Source organism: Nocardia yamanashiensis (assembly GCF_021183565.1).
Taxonomy (GTDB): Bacteria; Actinomycetota; Actinomycetes; order Mycobacteriales; family Mycobacteriaceae; genus Nocardia; species Nocardia yamanashiensis.
Genome location: NZ_CP089226.1, coordinates 6,939,313 through 6,957,178, shown reverse-complemented (window position 1 = coordinate 6,957,178; position 17,866 = coordinate 6,939,313). Strand labels below are relative to the sequence as shown.

Annotated in this window: 19 protein-coding genes and 1 riboswitch; of the genes, 11 read left to right on the top strand and 8 right to left on the bottom strand. The window is 66.4% G+C overall.

Features of this window, described 5'->3' with window-relative positions:
- Both LTV02_RS32070 and LTV02_RS32065 read left to right on the top strand, forming a co-directional pair.
- Window positions 1-390, top strand: coding sequence for a hypothetical protein (locus LTV02_RS32070; protein ID WP_067720556.1), 390 nt, complete (start codon window positions 1-3; stop codon window positions 388-390).
- Entirely contained in the window at window positions 387-1,517 is a 1,131-nt protein-coding gene (locus tag LTV02_RS32065; RefSeq protein WP_233035436.1) for a cation:proton antiporter, read from the top strand. The genes LTV02_RS32070 and LTV02_RS32065 overlap by 4 nt, the downstream gene beginning before the upstream one ends.
- Window positions 1,518-1,519: 2 nt before the next feature.
- Here the strand turns inward: LTV02_RS32065 and LTV02_RS32060 are convergent, their stop codons facing one another.
- The 3 genes from LTV02_RS32060 to LTV02_RS32050 all read right to left on the bottom strand — a co-directional run bounded on the left by LTV02_RS32060 (window position 1,520) and on the right by LTV02_RS32050 (window position 3,284).
- Window positions 1,520-1,915 carry an RNA-binding S4 domain-containing protein gene (locus LTV02_RS32060; protein WP_067720470.1) on the bottom strand — a complete coding sequence of 132 codons (396 nt, stop codon included), beginning with the start codon at window positions 1,913-1,915 and terminating at the stop codon, window positions 1,520-1,522.
- 3 nt (window positions 1,916-1,918) lie between these two features.
- Window positions 1,919-2,509, bottom strand: coding sequence for a C40 family peptidase (locus LTV02_RS32055; RefSeq protein WP_233035435.1), 591 nt, complete (start codon window positions 2,507-2,509; stop codon window positions 1,919-1,921).
- 79 nt (window positions 2,510-2,588) lie between these two features.
- Window positions 2,589-2,750: riboswitch (cyclic di-AMP (ydaO/yuaA leader) on the bottom strand.
- Between the two features lie 273 nt (window positions 2,751-3,023).
- Window positions 3,024-3,284, bottom strand: a complete 261-nt coding sequence (locus tag LTV02_RS32050) for a hypothetical protein (protein ID WP_233035434.1) — start codon at window positions 3,282-3,284, stop codon at window positions 3,024-3,026.
- Between the two features lie 189 nt (window positions 3,285-3,473).
- Here LTV02_RS32050 and LTV02_RS32045 point away from each other — a divergent pair, with 189 nt between their 5' ends.
- The 4 genes from LTV02_RS32045 (at window position 3,474) to LTV02_RS32030 (ending at window position 8,647) form a co-directional block, all read left to right on the top strand.
- A complete protein-coding gene (locus LTV02_RS32045) occupies window positions 3,474-4,658 on the top strand; it encodes an AAA family ATPase (protein ID WP_233035433.1) in 1,185 nt (394 codons plus the stop codon).
- A 126-nt stretch (window positions 4,659-4,784) separates the two neighbouring features.
- Window positions 4,785-6,740, top strand: coding sequence for an acyl-CoA dehydrogenase family protein (locus tag LTV02_RS32040; protein WP_233035432.1), 1,956 nt, complete (start codon window positions 4,785-4,787; stop codon window positions 6,738-6,740).
- Between the two features lie 299 nt (window positions 6,741-7,039).
- Window positions 7,040-8,011 (top strand): alpha/beta fold hydrolase, encoded by a 972-nt coding sequence (locus LTV02_RS32035; protein WP_233035431.1) that lies wholly within the window; start codon window positions 7,040-7,042, stop codon window positions 8,009-8,011.
- Window positions 8,012-8,359: 348 nt separating this feature from the next.
- Window positions 8,360-8,647: a hypothetical protein gene (locus LTV02_RS32030; protein WP_067720475.1), complete on the top strand. Its 288-nt coding sequence runs from the start codon at window positions 8,360-8,362 to the stop codon at window positions 8,645-8,647.
- A 26-nt stretch (window positions 8,648-8,673) separates the two neighbouring features.
- Here LTV02_RS32030 and LTV02_RS32025 read toward each other — a convergent pair whose 3' ends face one another.
- Window positions 8,674-9,828: a thiolase family protein gene (locus tag LTV02_RS32025; RefSeq protein WP_084535617.1), complete on the bottom strand. Its 1,155-nt coding sequence runs from the start codon at window positions 9,826-9,828 to the stop codon at window positions 8,674-8,676.
- 394 nt (window positions 9,829-10,222) lie between these two features.
- On the opposite strand from LTV02_RS32025, the gene LTV02_RS32020 reads away from it, so the two are divergent.
- Genes LTV02_RS32020 through LTV02_RS32010 form a run of 3 tightly spaced genes read left to right on the top strand, consistent with a single transcriptional unit; the run spans window position 10,223 to window position 13,773 of the window.
- Window positions 10,223-11,056 carry a hypothetical protein gene (locus tag LTV02_RS32020; protein ID WP_067720476.1) on the top strand — a complete coding sequence of 278 codons (834 nt, stop codon included), beginning with the start codon at window positions 10,223-10,225 and terminating at the stop codon, window positions 11,054-11,056.
- 36 nt (window positions 11,057-11,092) lie between these two features.
- Window positions 11,093-13,024: a fumarate reductase/succinate dehydrogenase flavoprotein subunit gene (locus LTV02_RS32015; RefSeq protein WP_233035430.1), complete on the top strand. Its 1,932-nt coding sequence runs from the start codon at window positions 11,093-11,095 to the stop codon at window positions 13,022-13,024.
- Window positions 13,025-13,026: 2 nt separating this feature from the next.
- Window positions 13,027-13,773, top strand: coding sequence for a succinate dehydrogenase/fumarate reductase iron-sulfur subunit (locus LTV02_RS32010; RefSeq protein WP_067720478.1), 747 nt, complete (start codon window positions 13,027-13,029; stop codon window positions 13,771-13,773).
- A 92-nt stretch (window positions 13,774-13,865) separates the two neighbouring features.
- Here LTV02_RS32010 and LTV02_RS32005 read toward each other — a convergent pair whose 3' ends face one another.
- The 3 genes from LTV02_RS32005 to LTV02_RS31995 form a co-directional block, all read right to left on the bottom strand.
- Entirely contained in the window at window positions 13,866-14,003 is a 138-nt protein-coding gene (locus LTV02_RS32005) for a hypothetical protein (protein ID WP_233035429.1), read from the bottom strand.
- 118 nt (window positions 14,004-14,121) lie between these two features.
- A complete protein-coding gene (locus tag LTV02_RS32000) occupies window positions 14,122-14,307 on the bottom strand; it encodes a DUF397 domain-containing protein (protein ID WP_067720479.1) in 186 nt (61 codons plus the stop codon).
- On the bottom strand, window positions 14,304-15,197 hold the full coding sequence (locus LTV02_RS31995; protein WP_084535587.1) for a helix-turn-helix domain-containing protein: 894 nt from the start codon (window positions 15,195-15,197) through the stop codon (window positions 14,304-14,306). The genes LTV02_RS32000 and LTV02_RS31995 overlap by 4 nt, the downstream gene beginning before the upstream one ends.
- Before the next feature lie 415 nt (window positions 15,198-15,612).
- Here LTV02_RS31995 and LTV02_RS31990 point away from each other — a divergent pair, with 415 nt between their 5' ends.
- The gene (locus tag LTV02_RS31990; protein WP_233035428.1) at window positions 15,613-15,816 is read left to right on the top strand and encodes a hypothetical protein; all 204 of its coding nucleotides are present in this window, start codon (window positions 15,613-15,615) and stop codon (window positions 15,814-15,816) included.
- A 248-nt stretch (window positions 15,817-16,064) separates the two neighbouring features.
- A complete protein-coding gene (locus LTV02_RS31985; RefSeq protein WP_233035427.1) occupies window positions 16,065-16,526 on the top strand; it encodes a GNAT family N-acetyltransferase in 462 nt (153 codons plus the stop codon).
- Here the strand turns inward: LTV02_RS31985 and LTV02_RS31980 are convergent, their stop codons facing one another.
- Window positions 16,527-17,861: a GNAT family N-acetyltransferase gene (locus LTV02_RS31980; protein ID WP_233035426.1), complete on the bottom strand. Its 1,335-nt coding sequence runs from the start codon at window positions 17,859-17,861 to the stop codon at window positions 16,527-16,529. It lies immediately after the preceding gene.
- Window positions 17,862-17,866 lie beyond the last annotated feature (5 nt).

Sequence of the window (17,866 nt, the reverse complement as noted above, 5' to 3'; positions counted from 1 at the left end):
ATGGCAGAGCCGACTATTCAGGTGAAGTGGAAGGCGGAGCCGGACGAGCACGACTATCCGGCGGCCGCGGACTATCTGGAGATGCTCGCGGAACCGAAGGTCATCGAGACGGTGGTCGAGGAGTTGCGGCAGGTGAAGCTGGCGCACAAGAAGGCCAAGGACATTCTGCGCGCCTCGGGGCTGGAGCTGGCGCCGGCGTCGAATCCGTATGTGCGGCGGGATCTGGAGAAGATCGTCGCGGGCAAGGCGCTGTCGCCGATCCTGGTGGTGCGCGGGGATTTCCGTAAGGGCGTGCCGGCCGTGATCGCGGACGGCTACCACCGGGTGTGCGCCATCCACTACGCGGACGAGAACATCCAGATCCCGGTGAAAATCGCGTCGATGCCGTGAATTTCGAGATTCTCGCCCTGGTGACCGTGCTGGGGCTGGCGGGCCCGCTGCTGGCGTGGCGGCCGTCCTGGCACCTGCCGGTGATCCTGGGTGAGCTGATCGCCGGAATCGCGTTCGGCACCACCGGTTTCGGCGTCCTGCACCCCGAGGACCCGACCTTCACCTTCCTCGCCGACGTCGGCTTCGCGGTGGTCATGTTCGTGGCGGGCACGCACGTCCCGATCCGCGACGCGGCCATCCGCTCGGCGCTGGGCATCGGCGCGCTGCGGGCCGTCCTGGTCGGTCTCGCCGCCGTGGGGCTCGGCGTCGCGGTGGCGGCCTGGTTCGATACCGGGCACGGCCTGCTGTACGCGGTGCTCATCGCCTCCTCGTCGGCGGCCATCGTGCTGCCCATCATCGATTCGCAGGGGCTGAGCGGAAAACCGGTGCTGGAGTTGACCGCTCAGGTCGCCATCGCCGATGCCGCCGCGGTGGTGGCGCTGCCGCTGGTCATCGACACGGCACACGCCGGGCGGGCGGCGCTGGGCGCGCTGGCGGTAGCGGCGGCCGCGGCCGGCATCTTCTTCCTGCTGCGCCACCTGGAGCGGTCCGGGCTGCGCCGCCGGCTGCACAAGATCTCCGAGGACCGGCAGTTCGCCATGGAATTGCGGGTCAGCCTGGCGCTGCTGTTCCTGCTGTGCGCGATCGCCACCCGGGGCCACGTGTCGATCATGCTGGCGGGGTTCGCCATGGGTCTCGCGGTGGCGGGCGTCGGCGAACCCCGGCGGGTGGCGAAGCAGCTGTTCGCGATCAGCGACGGATTCCTCGCGCCGCTGTTCTTCATCTGGCTGGGCGCGCGCCTGAACCTGCGCGAGTTCGGCGAACACCCGTCGCTGATCCTGCTGGGCCTGGCGCTCGGTGCGGCGGCGGTGCTCGCGCACATCGCGATGCGATTGCTCCGGCAGCCGGTTCCACTGGGCGCGTTGGCCTCCGCGCAGATCGGCGTCCCGGTCGCGGCGGTCACGGTCGGCACCCAGATGCACGTCCTGAAGCCGGGCGAACCGGCGGCCCTGATGCTCGGCGCACTGATCACGATCGCCGCCGCGGCCGTGGGTTCGCGGCGTGCGGCAGCCGCCTCCCCCGCCTAGCGCTATTCGGCCGTCCTGCCCAGCAGCCGATCCGTTTCGCGCCGTTCGCGTTTGGTGGGCCGCCCCGAACCCCGGTCGCGGCGCGGCAGGGCGGCGACCAGCTGGGGATCGGGCGGCGGCGGGGACTTGTCGATCATGCATTGCGCCGCGACGGGCGCGCCGACCCGCTTGGTGATCAACCGCTCCACGATCACGATGCGCTCCACGCCATTGACCCGGACCCGGATCTCGTCACCGGGTTTCAGGGCATGCGCCGGTTTCACCACGACCCCGTTGACCCGCACATGCCCGGCGCGGCACGCGGTCGCGGCGGCGGAGCGGGTCTTGAAAAGCCGAACGGCCCACACCCAAGAATCGACTCGGGCCTGGACCGGTTGGCTGGTGGGAGCAGGGGGCACGCGCTACACGATACGGCGCGCGGTGACCACCTGGTCGGAGTTGAGGTTGGTGTAGGAGACCGGGGTACCGGACTGCACCGCGTTGAGCAGCTTGCCGCCGCCGGCGTAGATGCCGACGTGGCCGCCGCCGTTGGTGATCACGATGTCACCGGGCTGCAGGTTCTCGAAGGCGACGGGTGCGCCGACGTGGGACTGCTCGAAGCTGGTGCGCGGCAGGTCGATTCCGGCCTGCTTGTACGCCCACTGCACGAGGCCGGAGCAGTCGAAGCTGTAGGGGCCGGAGGCGCCCCAGGAGTACTGCGCGCCGAGCTTGGTGGCGGCCGCGTCCAGGGCGATATTGCCGACGTTGTTCTGCTTCTGCTGGCCGAAGACGCTGGGCAGCTGGAAATCCTGGCCCGGGGCCACACCGACGGTGCCGCCCTGCGGGACCTGGAGCGCGGTGGCCGCGTCCTTGACCGCCTGGTTGAACTGGGTGACCTGCGGGGCGAATTCGTCCGGCACTTCGAAGCTGCCGAGCCCGGGTACATCCACGGTGGCCGCCGTGGCGGTGATCGCCGGGAAGGCGCCGGTCGTCGTCGCGGCCATCGCACCCATGACGATGGCACCCTTCACGGAATTCGGTAGCCGAGATTCCCGCTGCAAGCTGTGCTTACCCACCGAGCCGTTCTCCATTTCTTCCTGAGCCTGCCGCCGACCGAGTTAGCTGACGGGTTCGGGCCAGGAAGTAGGCCCTACTCCTTCGGCTTGCGGCCGTGGGAGATTCACCCCAAACGAGACTGGGTCCCCGGTTCGATCGCGATGTGGTGGATCGCTCTCGATTAGGCGGTAACGTCGCGGGCTGCCTCTCCGATGAAGCAACAGACTCCGCTAAGTCACGAGAAGATTACGACGACCCGAGTGTGTTGTCCACCCCAACGCGCGGGCGTGTTGTGTCGTAGCTCAAATTCCCCGGTCGCCGAGCGAAATCCGGTTCAGGACGCCGGATCACGGCTCGATATACCTGATCGACATCACCGTTATAGAAGCGCGCCCCCGTGCACAAGCACGGGGGCGCGATGGCCGGATGGGGGGATCTCCGTGTCCGGTTCCGTATGGGATGCCGGCGCGATCACCCGCGATCGGTCACCGCGCGCTCCAATTCCGCGATGCGCCGCCGGGCGTCGGCCAGCTCGACCTCGAGCTTGCCCAGCGCCATCACCAGCGGTCCCACCGCGAGATCGGCCACCAATTGCGGATCGTCGTAACCGCGTTCGATGGCCACCAGAATGTTCTTCCGGATCAGGGTGGCCACGGGGGCCTGCGCGGGCACGTCCCAGGATTCCACCACCTCCGCGACGGTGTGCGGCGTTTGCGGCGTTTCCTCCGACATGTACCCCTCCTGGACTGGATCGTTCGCGAACCCGACATAAGGGTAGAGACCGCAAGGGACGCAAGGGGTGCGAACGCCGGCGCACGGGTATGCCGATCGATAACTACCTCTACGACCAGCGCTATACGACCGGATAATCCGGAATCATCGCCCTACGCGGCCGGGATTCGCGCGCTACGGTTGGGCCGCATGGACCCCGTCCGCAACCCGTACGCCCCCGGCGCCGGCCAGCGCCCGCCCGAACTGGCGGGCCGCGATCGCCAGCTCGACGCCTTCGACATCGTGCTGGAACGGGTGGCCCGCGGACGTCCGGAACGCAGCGTCATGCTCACCGGATTGCGCGGCGTCGGAAAGACGGTGCTGCTCAACCAGCTTCGCTCGGCGGCCCGCGCGGCCGGTTGGGGCACCGGGAAATTGGAGGCGCGCCCGGATCAGGAGCTGCGCCGCCCGCTCTCCTCGGCCCTGCACATGGCGGTCCGCTCGATCGCGGTGGCGCATCGCAATCCGGAGCAGGTGGACGATTTCCTGGGCATTCTCAAGGCTTTCGCGCTGCGTTCCACCGCGGACAAGGGCATGCGGGAGCGCTGGAATCCCGGTATCGACGTCCCGGCGGTGACCGGTCGCGCCGATTCCGGCGATATCGAGATCGATCTGGTCGAGCTGCTCATGGAGGCCGCGCAGCTGGCCCGCGATATCGGGGTGGGCATCGCGATCTTCATCGACGAGATGCAGGATCTGGGCCCGGCCGATATCTCGGCGATCTGCGGCGCGTGTCACGAATTGAGCCAGGACGCCGCGCCTTTGATCGTGGTGGGCGCGGGCCTGCCGCATCTGCCCGCGGTGCTGTCGGCCTCGCGTAGTTACTCCGAGCGCCTGTTCTCCTATCACCGCATCGACCGGCTGGACCGGGGCGCGGCGGATCAGGCGCTGATCGCCCCGGCCGAGCGGGAGAACGTGAAGTACAGCGACGCCGCGCTGGAGGCGCTGTACGAGAAGGCCGACGGCTACCCGTATTTCGTGCAGGCGTACGGCAAGGCGACCTGGGATGTGGCGGCGCAGAGCCCGATCTCGGCGGAGGACGTGGAGGTGGCCGCGCCGCACGCCGAGGAAGAACTAGCGGTCGGTTTCTTCGGTTCCCGCTACGAGCGGGCGACCCCGGCGGAGCGGGAGTACATGCGCGCCATGGCCGATCTGTCCGGTGACGACGGACCGGTCGCCACCGCCACCGTGGCCAAGGAGCTCAATCGCAAACCGGCCTCGCTGTCCCCGGCCCGCGACGGCCTGATCAAGAAGGGGCTCATCTATTCGGCGGAGCGCGGCACCATCGGTTTCACGGTGCCGCATTTCGGGCGTTATCTACGCGGCGTGCAGTAGCGGACAGTTCGCTACACCACCAAGATCATTGCGCGACAAGCATTTTTGATCTTTGCTGACGTCTACCGGTGGGTAACAAAGGCTCCTACACTCGAATGTGATTGGCATCACCTCGAGGAGCACAGCATGGCGACCACATCGAAAGTCGACGCCACCGAAGAGCAGGCCCGGGCACTGGTCGAGGAATCTCGCGAAACCACCTGGAACAAGCCCTCTTTCGCGAAGGAAATGTTCCTGGGACGCTTCCGGCTGGACCTGATACATCCGTTCCCGCAACCCAGCGCGGCGGACGCGGCCAAGACCGAGGCGTACCTGAAGCGGCTGGCGCCCTTCTGCGAGACCATCGACGGGCAGCGCATCGAAACCGAGGGGCGCATTCCCGACGAGTACGTCAAAGGGCTCGCGGAACTCGGCTGCTTCGGCCTGAAGATCCCGGAATCCTATGGCGGCGTGGGACTCTCGCAGGTCGGCTACAACCGGGCGCTCATGCTGGTGGGCTCCGCGCACGCCAGCCTGGGCGTGCTGCTGTCGGCGCACCAGTCCATCGGCGTGCCCGAACCGCTGAAGCTGGCGGGCACGGCCGAGCAGAAGCAGGAATTCCTGCCGCGCTGCGCCAAGGGCGCGGTGAGCGCGTTCCTGCTCACCGAACCGGATGTGGGTTCGGATCCGGCGCGCATGGCCTCGACCGCCGTGCCGACCGCCGACGGCGAAGCCTACGAGCTCAACGGCGTGAAGCTGTGGACCACCAATGGTGTGGTGGCCGAACTGCTCGTGGTGATGGCGCGGGTGCCCAAGAGCGAGGGGCATCGCGGCGGCATCTCCGCGTTCATCGTGGAAGCCGACAGTCCCGGCATCACCGTGGAGCGGCGCAATTCCTTCATGGGCCTGCGCGGCATCGAGAACGGCGTCACCCGCATGCACGATGTGCGGGTTCCGAAGGCGAATCTGGTGGGCCGCGAAGGAGACGGCCTGAAGATCGCGCTCACCACGTTGAACGCTGGGCGACTGGCGATTCCGGCCATGTGCACGGCCGCCGCCAAATGGGCGTTGAAGATCGCCCGCGAATGGAGCGGCACCCGGGTGCAGTGGGGCCGGCCGGTCGGCGAGCACGGGGCGGTCGGCGCGAAGATCTCCTTCATCGCGGCGAGCACCTTCGCGCTGGAGTCGGTACTGGATCTGTCCGCCACCATGTGCGACGAGAACCGCAACGACATTCGCATCGAGGCCGCGCTGGCCAAGCTGTGGGCTTCGGAGATGGCCTGCACCATCGCCGACGAGCTGGTGCAGATCCGCGGCGGGCGCGGGTACGAGACAGCCGCCTCGCTGGCCGCGCGCGGCGAACGGGCCGTGGGCGCCGAGCAATTGGTGCGCGATTTGCGGATCAACCGGATCTTCGAGGGCTCCAGCGAGATCATGCGCCTGCTCATCGCCCGCGAGATGGCCGACGCGCACATGGCCGCGGCGGGCGCGCTGGTGGATCGCAAGGCCGAGCTGAAGGACAAGGCCAAGGCGGCGGTGGGCGCGAGCGGCTTCTACGCCAAGTGGTTCCCGCAACTGACCGTGGGTTCGGGCAGCGCGCCGGTGAGTTTCAGCGAATTCGGGCCGCTGGCAAGGCATATGCGGTTCGTGGAGCGGATGTCGCGCAAGCAGGCCCGCGCGCTCATGTACGGCATGGCGCGGTGGCAGGCGCGGCTGGAGTACAAGCAGGGCTTCCTGGGCCGGATCGTGGATATCGGCGCGGAGCTGTTCGCCATGGCGGCGGCCTGTGTGCGGGCCCAATCCCTGCGCGTGGCGGGCGATCCCGACGGCATCGCGGCCGAGGAGCTGGCGGACGTGTTCTGCCGGCAGGCGCGGTTGCGGGTGGAGCGGCTGTTCGGGGCGCTGTGGGCCAATACCGACGACGCGGATGTGGATCTGACGCGCGGGGTGCTGGACGGCCGGTACAAGTGGCTGGAAGGCGGGGCGCTGGATCCGAGCGAGGGCACCGGGCCGTGGATCGCGGAATGGGAACCGGGGCCGTCGACGGAGGAGAACGTGCTGCGGCCGTTCCTGCCCTCGACCCGGGCCTCGGCCTCCACATAGAAATCTAGCGAAATCTAGGCTTGTCGCTAGATATATGTAGAGAACGATCATCGCGGCCCCGCACACGGGCGGGGCCGCGCTGTCGGCCGGAAAGGGTCCGCGCAGCGTTCCAGGCGGATCGTCATTGTTTTCTACGGGGTTCTAGCAATCCGCCGAGACTCTCGTAGATCCTCCGATCGAGCTGCATAGATCGACGGCGTCAGTTGGACAACTTGTCAATAACACCGGGTGTGAGCGGTTAACGCGACGGCAATCCCCATCGACAACCGGGCAAAAGGCGAACTCTTCAGGAGCACGTCATGTCCACGCTCACGCGTCCCGCGGCCGATCACGACGGCCATCACCACACCGTGTCCGCAGACGACGGCACGCCGATCGCCGTGCGCGAGTTCGGTACCCCCGGCGCGCCGCTGACGGTGGTGTTCGCGCACGGGCACTGCCTGCGCACCGAATCCTGGGAGCTGCTGCGCGAGCATCTGCACCGGCATTGGGGCGATGCCAACCACCTGGTGTTCTACGACCATCGGGGACACGGGGATTCGGGGGCGGCGGATCCGGCCACCTACACCATCGAGCAGCTGGCGCTGGACCTGGACGCCGTGCTGCGGGCGGTCGCGCCGACCGGTCCGGTTGTGCTGGTGGGGCATTCGATGGGCGCCATGACGATCCTGGCCTACGCCCGCCTGTTCCCCGAGACCATCGGCTCCCGCGTCATCGGCGTCGGCCTGATCGCCGGCGCGGCCAACAGCGTCACCCGGGTCGGCCTGGGCCGCCTGCTGAACGGCCCCGCGGTGAACTCCCTGCACTTCGCCATGCGCCGCGCGCCCCGGGCCATGCAGGCCTCCAAGCATTTCACCCGCCGCTTCTTCGAGCCCATCATGCGCGAGGCCGCGCTCGGCACCCGCAAGGTCAGCCCGCGCATGATCGCCGTGGCCACCACCATGCTCAACGAGACCTCCCTGCTGACCATGTCGAGCTTCCTCGACTCCCTCATCCGCTTCGACGAAACCGAGAACCTGCACCGCCTCGGCGCCATCCCCGCCCTGGTCCTGCACGGCTCCGCCGACATAGTCATCCCCTTCGCCCACTCCGTCGTCCTGGCCTCCCAACTCGACGACGCCGAACTCGTCCGCCTCGACGGCGCCGGCCACAGCGTCATCCTCGAACGCGCCGAAGAAGTAGCCGCCGCCATCGTCACCCTCGTCGACCGCGCTCAGGCAAAACTCGCGGGCCGCGATCCCGGCGGCTCCGAATTCGCCATCGCCGGTTAGCTTTCCAGCCCCAGCCGGACGGCCGGAGGGCAAAACGACATGCCGAGGGCTCGACCTCCTCGGCGAATTGGGCTCGCGCCCCGCGCCACATCCCCTGCGCCCCGCGCCGCGTCTCCCGCCGCGCCCCGCGGCACGTCCTCGCGCCTCGCGCCATCTCCTCACCCCTGTCGGGGGTTTGGGGGCATTGCCCCCAAATCTCCCTTTTCTTGCCCCCACGAGGCCCGAAGCCGCGCGCGGGCAAGGCGCTGACCTGCGTCTTCACCGCCGCAGCGCGACGAATCCCATTTCTTCACGTACTGTGTTGTAGATCACGATGTGTGGTCTGTCACACGGCTCGAGGAGGTTTCGATGACACGCAGCGAGATTGCGGAACTCCGCTACGCGGTCGGCCAGCTCCGGCAGTGCGTCACCGCATTGCGCTCCCACTACGGCGACGCGAGCACGGTGCGCCGGCTGGAGAACGATCTGGAACGGCTCGCCATCGACACGGATGAGTTCGAACAGACCCCACCACCGGTGTCCCCGGGGTCGAAGCAGGAGACCATCTACGTCCCGGACTCCAAGTCCGACGAGGCCGCCTGGATGGGCGCCCAGGACGAGGGCCTCGGCTTCCACTCCCGTCCCCGCACCAAGTAACCGGCGATTCCCCGGCCGCTATCGCCTCACGCGCGATGGCGGCCGGATCGGCGCGTCCGGCTCCCGTGGAACCGGGCCCCGCGCGGCGTCGGCACGATCGGCTCCACGTTCGGGGATTCGAAGACCAGCGCCGACGCCTGCCCGGGCCCGGCCGAGCTCACCGCCAGCCCCAATCCCCCGTCCCGCCGCGCCAATTCGTGCAGCAGCGTGGTGACCATGCGCAGGCCCGCCGCACCGCCCGGATCACCGAGCGCGATCGCGCCGCCGTGCACATTGAGCCGCTCCCCCGCCGGATCGGCGAAGCCGAGGGAATGGGTCAGGGCCAGCACCTCGGCCGCAGTGCTCTCGTCGACCTCCAGCAGATCCACCTCGGACAGGTCGAATCCGGTCCGCCACAACGCTTTCGCCACCGCGGGCGTCGCCGCCGGGACCAGCGCGCCCGGTTCGGGGGTGGCGGTGGCCCAGCCCACCAGATAGCCGAGCGGTTCCAATTCCAGATCGACCAGCCGGTCCTCGGCCACCACCAGGCAGGCGGAGGCGGCGAGCGTGCGGGCGCTGCAATTGGCTTCGGTGGTGATGCCACCGGGTAGCAGCGGCATCAGCCCGCCGAGGGCGCGAGCGGACACATCGTCGCGCAGACCCTCGTCACGGTCGACGAGTTGCACCACATCGGAATTCGCGTCGTCGGGATTCGCGCACACCACGACCGGCGCGGTCTCGGCCCCGAACAGACCCTGGCGGCGGCCGCGCGCGGCCCGCCGGTGACTGTCGGCGGCGTAGTCGTCGGCCTCGGCGCGGGTGATGTTGTAGTGGTAGGCCAGATCCTCGGCCGTCTTCAGCACCGAGTCGTCGGGTCCCCCGGGCCCGCCGAAGTATTCGGCGCCGACCGCGATCACCACGTCGGCGGACCCGGTCTGCACCATCATGGCGGCGGTGATCAGGGCGCGCAGCCCGCTGCCCGGACCCGCGTCGACCGCGAATTCTCCCACCACGGGCGACAATCCGGCGAGTTGCGCGGCCGGGCGCACGGCTTCGGCGCTGGGCACCGCGGAGACGAGGTGTTCGATCCGATTCGGGTCCACCCCGGAACGACCGACCACGGCGGTGAGCACCGTCGAGATCAGGCGTTGCGGCGAGACCGCCGCGAGTGCTCCCCCCGGCAGGCCGACGGGTGTCCGCATCGGCATCACTATCGCGGCTCTCCTCATCACCGGCTCCCTTCACGCTCAGCACCGGCTACCCCGGGACGGGGTTCATCAGCTTCGAACTCAGAGCACCACAGGGTTGTTGCTGCTGTGTGACGACGCGCGAACGGATTTTCGAGCCGTTCGTCCGGTTTTCTCTGGTTCGCTATCCGAATCTCACTGGGAATGTTCCTGGTTCGTGAGATTGCCGTTTGTTCACCAATCGAACGACTCGCCGTCGTGCGCCGGAAATGTGGCGCAAATCACGGGATCACGAAATAGCTGTAGTCAGCTCGAGTGATAGCTGTCCTGTCGTAGGGTGCTGACCATCACATTCGATGCCGGAGGTAACGATGACGTTCCACGGGGTAGGGCAGCGAGGCAAACAGTAGTGAGCGCCGCACCGATCAAGGCTCCCGAATCGAGCACAACCGGGGTATTCAGCAAGGGCCGCGCGGCCATCGCCGCGCGCACGCTACGCACCGACCGGTGGTGGCTGCCGCCGCTGGTGACCGTGCTGGGCCTCGGCACCTTCGTGGTCTACGCGACCATCAGATCCTTTGCGCGCGCGGCGTATTGGGTCCAGGACTACCACTACCTGACCCCCTTCTACTCCCCGTGCCTGAGCGATTCGTGCGTGGCGGGGTCGAGCCATCTCGGGACGCCCATCCCCAGCCTGCCCATGTGGATTCCGCTGGGCTTCCTGGTGCTGCCGTTCCTGCTGCTGTTCCGGCTCACCTGCTACTACTACCGCAAGGCCTACTACCGGTCGGTGTGGTTCTCGCCGCCGGCCTGCGCGGTAGCCGAACCGCACGCGAAATACACCGGCGAGACGCGGCTTCCGCTGATCATCCAGAACGCGCACCGCTATTTCTTCTATGTGGCAGTGATTATCGCGGTCATCAATACCTATGACGCCGCGATTTCCTTCCACGCCAAGGACGGCGGCTTCGGCATCGGCCTCGGCACGATCATCATCACCGTCAACGCGCTGCTGCTGTGGGCCTACACGCTGTCCTGCCATTCCTGCCGGCACATCGCGGGCGGGCGGCTCAAGCACTTCTCGCAGCATCCGGTGCGATACCGCTTCTGGACCGTGGTGTCCAAGCTCAATACCCGCCACATGCAGCTGGCCTGGACCACGCTGGGCACGCTCATCCTGACCGACTTCTACGTGATGCTGGTCGCGAGCGGCACCATCTCCGATCCCCGGCTCATCGGCTGATCCTCAAAACCCATCTCTGTCAGGAGTATTCGGTCCATGCCTGAAGTCGAACGGCACAAGTACGACGTCGTCGTGATCGGTGCCGGTGGCGCCGGCCTGCGTGCGGTCATCGAAGCCCGCGAACACGGCCTGTCGGTGGCGGTGGTGTGCAAGTCGCTGTTCGGCAAGGCGCACACCGTCATGGCGGAGGGCGGCTGCGCGGCCGCCATGGGCAATGCCAACGAGAAGGACAACTGGCAGACCCATTTCAAGGACACCATGCGCGGTGGCAAGTTCCTCAACAACTGGCGGATGGCGGAACTGCACGCGCAGGAGGCTCCCGACCGGGTGTGGGAGCTGGAAACCTATGGGGCGCTGTTCGATCGGACCAAGGACGGGCGGATCAGCCAGCGCAATTTCGGCGGGCACACCTACCCGCGGCTGGCGCACGTCGGCGACCGCACCGGGCTCGAGATCATCCGCACCATGCAGCAGAAGATCGTGTCGCTGCAGCAGGAGGATTTCGCCGCCACCGGTGACTACGAGGCGCGCATCAAGGTGTTCGCCGAATGCACCATCACCGAACTGCTGAAGGACGGGGACAAGATCTCCGGCGCGTTCGGGTACTGGCGGGAGTCGGGCCGGTTCATCCTGTTCGAGACCCCGGCCGTGGTGCTGGCCACCGGCGGTATCGGCAAGTCCTACAAGACCACCTCGAACTCCTGGGAGTACACCGGGGACGGGCACGCGCTGGCCATGCGGGCGGGCGCGACGCTGATCAATATGGAATTCCTGCAGTTCCATCCGACCGGCATGGTGTGGCCGCCGTCGGTGAAGGGGATCCTGGTCACCGAGGGCGTGCGCGGCGACGGCGGGGTGCTCAAGAACTCCGAGGGCAAGCGCTTCATGTTCGATTACATCCCCGGGGTGTTCAAGGGGCAGTACGCGGAGTCCGAGGAAGAGGCCGATCAGTGGCTGAAGGACAACGACTCCGCCAGGCGCACACCGGATCTGCTGCCACGTGACGAAGTGGCGCGGGCCATCAACGAAGAGGTGAAGGCGGGGCGCGGCACCGAACACGGTGGCGTGTACCTGGATATCGCCTCGCGCCTGCCGGCCGCGGAGATCGTGAAGCGACTGCCGTCCATGCACCATCAGTTCAAAGAGCTGGCGGACGTGGACATTACGAAGGAACCGATGGAGGTCGGCCCGACCTGCCATTACGTCATGGGCGGCATCGAGGTGGACCCGGATACCGGGGCGGCGACGGTGCCCGGATTGTTCGCGGCCGGTGAGTGTTCCGGCGGTATGCACGGGTCCAATCGGCTGGGCGGCAATTCGCTGTCGGATCTGCTGGTGTTCGGCCGGCGCGCCGGGCTCGGCGCGGCCACCTACGTGGAGCAGCTGCCGGGCCGGCCCAAGATCTCCGACACCGATATCGCCAATGCCGCGAAAGCCGCGGTGGCGCCGTTCAATCCGACCGAGGACGGGGCGTCGGAGAACCCGTACACCCTGCACATGGATCTGCAACAGACGATGAACGATCTGGTCGGCATCATCCGCAAGGAAGGCGAGCTGAAGCAGGCCATCGAGAAGCTGTCGGAGCTGCGGGACCGCTACGACCGGGTGCTGGTCGAAGGGCACCGGCAGTTCAATCCGGGCTGGCATCTGGCGCTGGATCTGCGGAACATGCTGGTGATCAGCGAATGCGTGGCGCAGGCGGCCCTGCTGCGCACCGAGAGTCGCGGCGGGCACACCCGCGACGACCATCCGGGCATGGATCCGGCGTGGCGCAACAAGCTGCTGGTGTGCCGGGTGGATCCGGACGAGGTCGGCTTCACCGTGCCGTCGGTGACGGTCACGCCCGAGGACCAGGTGCCCATGCGATCGGATCTGCTGGGCCTGTTCGAAATCAGCGAGCTCGAAAAGTACTACAGCCCTGCCGATCTCGCACCGTTGCGGGCCGGCACCGAGGGGAAGGCCGAATAGCCATGGGTTATGACGCGAAATTCAAGGTCTGGCGCGGCGATACCGAGGGCGGCGGGCTGGAGGACTTCACCGTGCAGGTGAACGAGGGCGAGGTGGTGCTCGACATCATCCATCGCCTGCAGGCCACGCAGGCGCCGGATCTGGCGGTGCGGTGGAACTGCAAGGCCGGCAAGTGCGGGTCGTGCTCGGCGGAGGTGAACGGGCGGCCGGGGCTGCTGTGCATGACGCGGATGTCCACGTTCGCGCCGGACGAGGTGGTGACGGTGACGCCGATGCGCACCTTCCCCGTCATCCGGGACCTGGTCACGGATGTGTCGTTCAACTATCAGAAGGCGCGGGAAGTACCGTCGTTCACGCCGCCGGTGGATTTGAAGCCCGGTGAATACCGGATGCAGCAGGCCGATGTCGAACGGTCGCAGGAGTTTCGTAAGTGCATCGAATGCTTCCTGTGCCAGAACACCTGTCACGTGGTGCGTGACCATGACGAGAACAAGCAGGCGTTCTCGGGGCCGCGATACCTTATGCGCATAGCCGAACTGGAAATGCATCCGCTGGATGTGGCGGATCGGCGGGAGCTCGCGCAAGAGGATGCGGGACTCGGATACTGCAATATCACCAAGTGCTGTACCGAGGTTTGTCCCGAGCACATCAAAATCACTGACAATGCCTTGATCCCGCTCAAAGAGCGAGTGGTGGATCGTCAGTACGATCCCCTGGTCTGGCTGGGGAACAAGCTGTTCCGACGCTGAGCGAGAGGCCCCGGGCGCGTCACTGCCCTTCCGGGCACAGAAAAGGGGGTTCTTGGGGGCATCCCCAAGAACCCCCTTTTGCTGTGATGCAGCTATAGCATCGCGACAACACCGATCGCCACGACGGCGACGAGTACGCCGATCGCCAGCGCGGGCATCAATGCTCCGGTGAGTACGTATACACCCGCCGCCGATACCGCGAACAGCATCCCGACGATCAGCCGTTCCACCCAATCATCCGGACCTATTCGGCGGTACCGGGGACGGGAATTCCTCAGTCCTCGGTCCACGAAAATATGTGTACCCATGCTTAGCCCGGGCAAACATGTTTTCGTTGCGAAACAGCTGTCAAGTCGTGATCTTCCGCAGGAACGACTCCCACGCCGAATTAGGGAACACCAGTGCGGGACCGCCCGGATTCTTACTGTCCCGCACCCCTACCGCATCGGCCAGGAACGCCACCTCCACGCATTCCTTGCCGGCTCCGCTCCGGCTGCTCTTGAACCAGCGAGCGCCGACCAGATCCACACTCATGCCGAATACTCCTTCGCCACCTGCCGCAGCAGGTTCCTGCTGTCCTGGACGTCCAGCGCGCAGCGTTCCAGCGACTCCGAAGCCTGGCGATACCGCTGTACGTCGCCCTGTCTTTCGAGATACAGATCGCCGGTGAAGCCCTCCACGTAGACCACGGGCGGCTCCACCGGTTGCCCCTTGCCGTCGACCCCGAACTCCAGAATCACGAACGGGCCGGTCGAAAGTCCCAGGGGGACACCGGCAGTGAAGGGGAGGACGCGCAACACGACATTGGGCCGGGTACTCAACTCCGCCAGATGCCGCACCTGCGCAGCCATCACCCTTGCACTTCCCACCAGGCGGCGCAATACCGATTCGTGCAACACGATGGCGACCGCGGCGGGGTGCATGCGGCGGGTGATCAAGGCCTGCCGCTGGATCCGCAGCTGCACCCGCCGATCCAGTTCGGCCGCACCGTCGCCGGGATAGCCCAGCTTGTTCAGCGCCCGCGCGTAGTCGGGGGTCTGCAGCAGCCCGGGCACGAGTTCGCTTTGGTAGCAGGACAACTGCTGCGCGGATGCTTCCAGTCCCACGTAGACGTCGAAGTTCTCCGGAATGAGGTCGCCGTAGGAGTGCCACCAGCTCTTGACGGCCGCCTGCTGCGCCAAACCCTTGAGCCCGTCGGCGATTTCGTCCGGGATCCCGTAGATCCGGCACAGCTCCTGGATGTCGATGGTGCGGATGCGATCGGCATTGCCCTTCTCCAGCCGCTGTAGCGTGCTGGCGCCCCATTCCATGAGTTTCGCGGCCTCGGCGATCGTCAGCCCCGCCTGAATCCGCCAGTCCCGCAAATAGCGTCCGAGCTGGCGTCGGGGCAGGGTCGAGGACACACTGGCGGAACTCTCTGACACAGCGCGCTCCGTTCTCGTAGCGTGCGCGCACGGGTCACCGGTTCGCGTGAGTCAGGCTGCCTCGCACCGGCTCCCCGTCCGGACACACATCATCGGCGGGCAAAGGCTTCGTCCACTATGGAGAATCTTCCTCCCCCAAGCGGATTCGGTGCTGGCGATTCGCGCAACTTTGCGTTCTCATCTTCGAAAATCCTGCGCCGGAGGGCTGCTCGTGGTGTGCTAGATATGTGCCCGGAGCGGTGTTGCTAGGCCCCCTTTCCTTTCCTGAATGCTCCGGGCACTTCAGGAACCGTTAGGAACGAGGAGTAATGGCGCATCACCAACTCTCGGGGCTCTCAGGGGCTTCGCCCCTGAAACCCCAAGGCCCGTACGATCACCTCGTGCCGAAGGGCACCCGTTCGGGGGAGTCGGCAACATGCAATTGACCTCCTTGAACATGCATGTAGCCGAGTTGCTGCGCTGTCGCACAGACCCCGGCATCATGAGCGTCGAACAAGCCCACGCCGCAATGCAATTGCACCTCGATTGCACCGTCGACACCTGCAAGGTCCGACGCCGCGCCCGGGCGACGCTGGTGGAGGAAGGACGATGCGTGCTCGACGAGCGCGCCCTGCCATAGAAGCGGCCGGAGACGACCCGGGGAAGGTCCCCGACCGCCCAGACCGCTGCCCCACGGTACTTTCGAGCGTCCGAACCCAACCTCCAGGTTCGGCCGTGGTCCCTTCCGCGTGAGGCAGCGCGGTTCGGCTGTCCGTTCCACAGACGACGGACGGCCGAACCGCACCCCACCGGGTTCAACCGATTCGGCGGGCAGTTCGTCCTCGACCATGCGCTTCGAACGGGATCGCGGGAGTTAGGGTAGGACTTGTGCCGCCTTCACCTGGACCTGTCCTGCGTTCGGCTCGGCTGACGGATCTTTCCGATATCCGCTCCCTCGAACACGCCGAGTTCGGTGATCAGGCGTATCCATACTTCGTGCTGCGCCAACTGTACGACGTCGGCGGCGAGCACTGGTTCGTCGCCGAAATCGACAGTACAACAGTCGGGTACGCGATCCTGGCAATGGGAAGCGACGGGGACGCGTGGATGCTGGCGCTGACTATCGCGACCGGGTATCGCCGACGCGGAATCGGCAGAACGCTCGTCCGAGCCGGGATCCAGCACTGCCAGGATCGGAAGATCAAACGTCTGCTGATGACAGTGGCTCCCGGGAACGTTCCGGCCGGCCGCCTGTACGCGAGCCTCGGATTCGACCGCATAGCGCACGAACCTGCCTACTTCGGCCCCCGGGAACCCCGAGACGTGCTGGCGCGCGACCTGATCGGTTGATCATCCACGGATGTGGAAGCCCCCCGCAGGCCCTCTCGGCACCTGCTCCCCCATCGGATTGCGCATCAACCCGATCGAGATCGCAGATAGCAGCACCAGCAACGCGATCGCCCAGGTCCATTGCCATCGTTCCGATCCGATCGCGAGCACACCGGAAATAGGTGCGGTAACCACAAGCAGCTGGGCCAGCCGGCTGGCGGACGAGCGGGGAAAACGACTCGAGATGGAGTACCGGGATCGCTCGTACATCGCCAGCGACACCGAAAACAACACCCCCATCGAGATACCGGCGACGAACGATTTGTTGGAGTAGGAGAAGGTGACCGGCAACGCGACCAGGAACGGGTGCATGCCCCCGAATTCCGAGAGGATATTACCCAGCCGCATGTGATGTTCGAACGCGTCGAAACGCAGCCGCGCGATACCACCCGAGGCGTTCGTGTAGACCACCAGCGCCATGGTGGTCGCCAGCACCGCTGCCAGCAACAGCACCCGGGCCGCGTTCGGGAAGCTGTCCGACTGCAACGCGAAGCCGAGCACGAAGGTGATCGCGGCCAGGATCGTTCCCGCGAAAGTCACGCTGATCGAGGTCTCATCCGCCTGCAATCCGGCCAGATCGTCCTCGTCGAATCGGAAGAACTCGAAAAACGACTGCCCGGAGGACAGCTCGACCATCCGGATGATCACGAAGCGATCGTCGGCGAGCATTCGATCGATCTCCGCATATGCTGTCGTCGGCACCAGGTACGGGACATCCGGATCGACATAGTCGACGCGCAGTTTGTAGTGGCAGTAGATCCGGTCCTGCCCCGGCCCGGCGTATCCCCGCATCATGGTCCGCGCTACGAACCCGTGTTTGAACAGCAGATGCAGCATGTGCTTGTTCTCCGGGCTGGTGACCGCGGAAATCGACGGTAACCGCCCCTTCTCCGCCTGCTGCAGTGTCACGAGCAGATGCTTCATCAAACAACTGCCCACCCCCGTATTCCGATGCGCGGGATGCACGGCCAACGCGCTGAGATAAATGTGGTGGTCGGACGGCCGTTCGAAGTGAATAAACCCCACGTACAGGCCCGCTGCCACAGCCACGTACACGCGGCCACCCGAGAGGCCGTCTCGCAGCTCGTCATCGGAAAACGGCTCGCGCACCGGATCCCCCGGGGGAAAGCACTGCCGATCCAGCAGGCTGAGTTCGGCGAAGTCGCTCGCATCGGCGACCCGGACCGTGATATCGACCATCTCAGTTTGTTCCTCATGCTGCTGAAAATGTGAAAACCGGTCTCCCAGCCTGCACGCTCTCCAGCCCCCGACAGCAGCACCACCATTGTGCGGCACGGCGG

Excerpts from the sequence above, each read along its gene's own strand:
- LTV02_RS32025 (WP_084535617.1), bottom strand. The coding sequence starts at position 9,828 with ATGCGGACACCCGTCGGCCTGCCGGGGGGAGCACTCGCGGCGGTCTCG.
- LTV02_RS32055 (WP_233035435.1), bottom strand. The coding sequence starts at position 2,509 with ATGGGTGCGATGGCCGCGACGACGACCGGCGCCTTCCCGGCGATCACC.
- LTV02_RS32040 (WP_233035432.1), top strand. The coding sequence starts at position 4,785 with ATGGCGACCACATCGAAAGTCGACGCCACCGAAGAGCAGGCCCGGGCA.
- LTV02_RS32010 (WP_067720478.1), top strand. The coding sequence starts at position 13,027 with ATGGGTTATGACGCGAAATTCAAGGTCTGGCGCGGCGATACCGAGGGC.
- LTV02_RS31990 (WP_233035428.1), top strand. The coding sequence starts at position 15,613 with ATGCAATTGACCTCCTTGAACATGCATGTAGCCGAGTTGCTGCGCTGT.
- LTV02_RS32050 (WP_233035434.1), bottom strand. The coding sequence starts at position 3,284 with ATGTCGGAGGAAACGCCGCAAACGCCGCACACCGTCGCGGAGGTGGTG.
- LTV02_RS32030 (WP_067720475.1), top strand. The coding sequence starts at position 8,360 with ATGACACGCAGCGAGATTGCGGAACTCCGCTACGCGGTCGGCCAGCTC.
- LTV02_RS32000 (WP_067720479.1), bottom strand. The coding sequence starts at position 14,307 with ATGAGTGTGGATCTGGTCGGCGCTCGCTGGTTCAAGAGCAGCCGGAGC.
- LTV02_RS32045 (WP_233035433.1), top strand. The coding sequence starts at position 3,474 with ATGGACCCCGTCCGCAACCCGTACGCCCCCGGCGCCGGCCAGCGCCCG.
- LTV02_RS32035 (WP_233035431.1), top strand. The coding sequence starts at position 7,040 with ATGTCCACGCTCACGCGTCCCGCGGCCGATCACGACGGCCATCACCAC.
- LTV02_RS32070 (WP_067720556.1), top strand. The coding sequence starts at position 1 with ATGGCAGAGCCGACTATTCAGGTGAAGTGGAAGGCGGAGCCGGACGAG.
- LTV02_RS32015 (WP_233035430.1), top strand. The coding sequence starts at position 11,093 with ATGCCTGAAGTCGAACGGCACAAGTACGACGTCGTCGTGATCGGTGCC.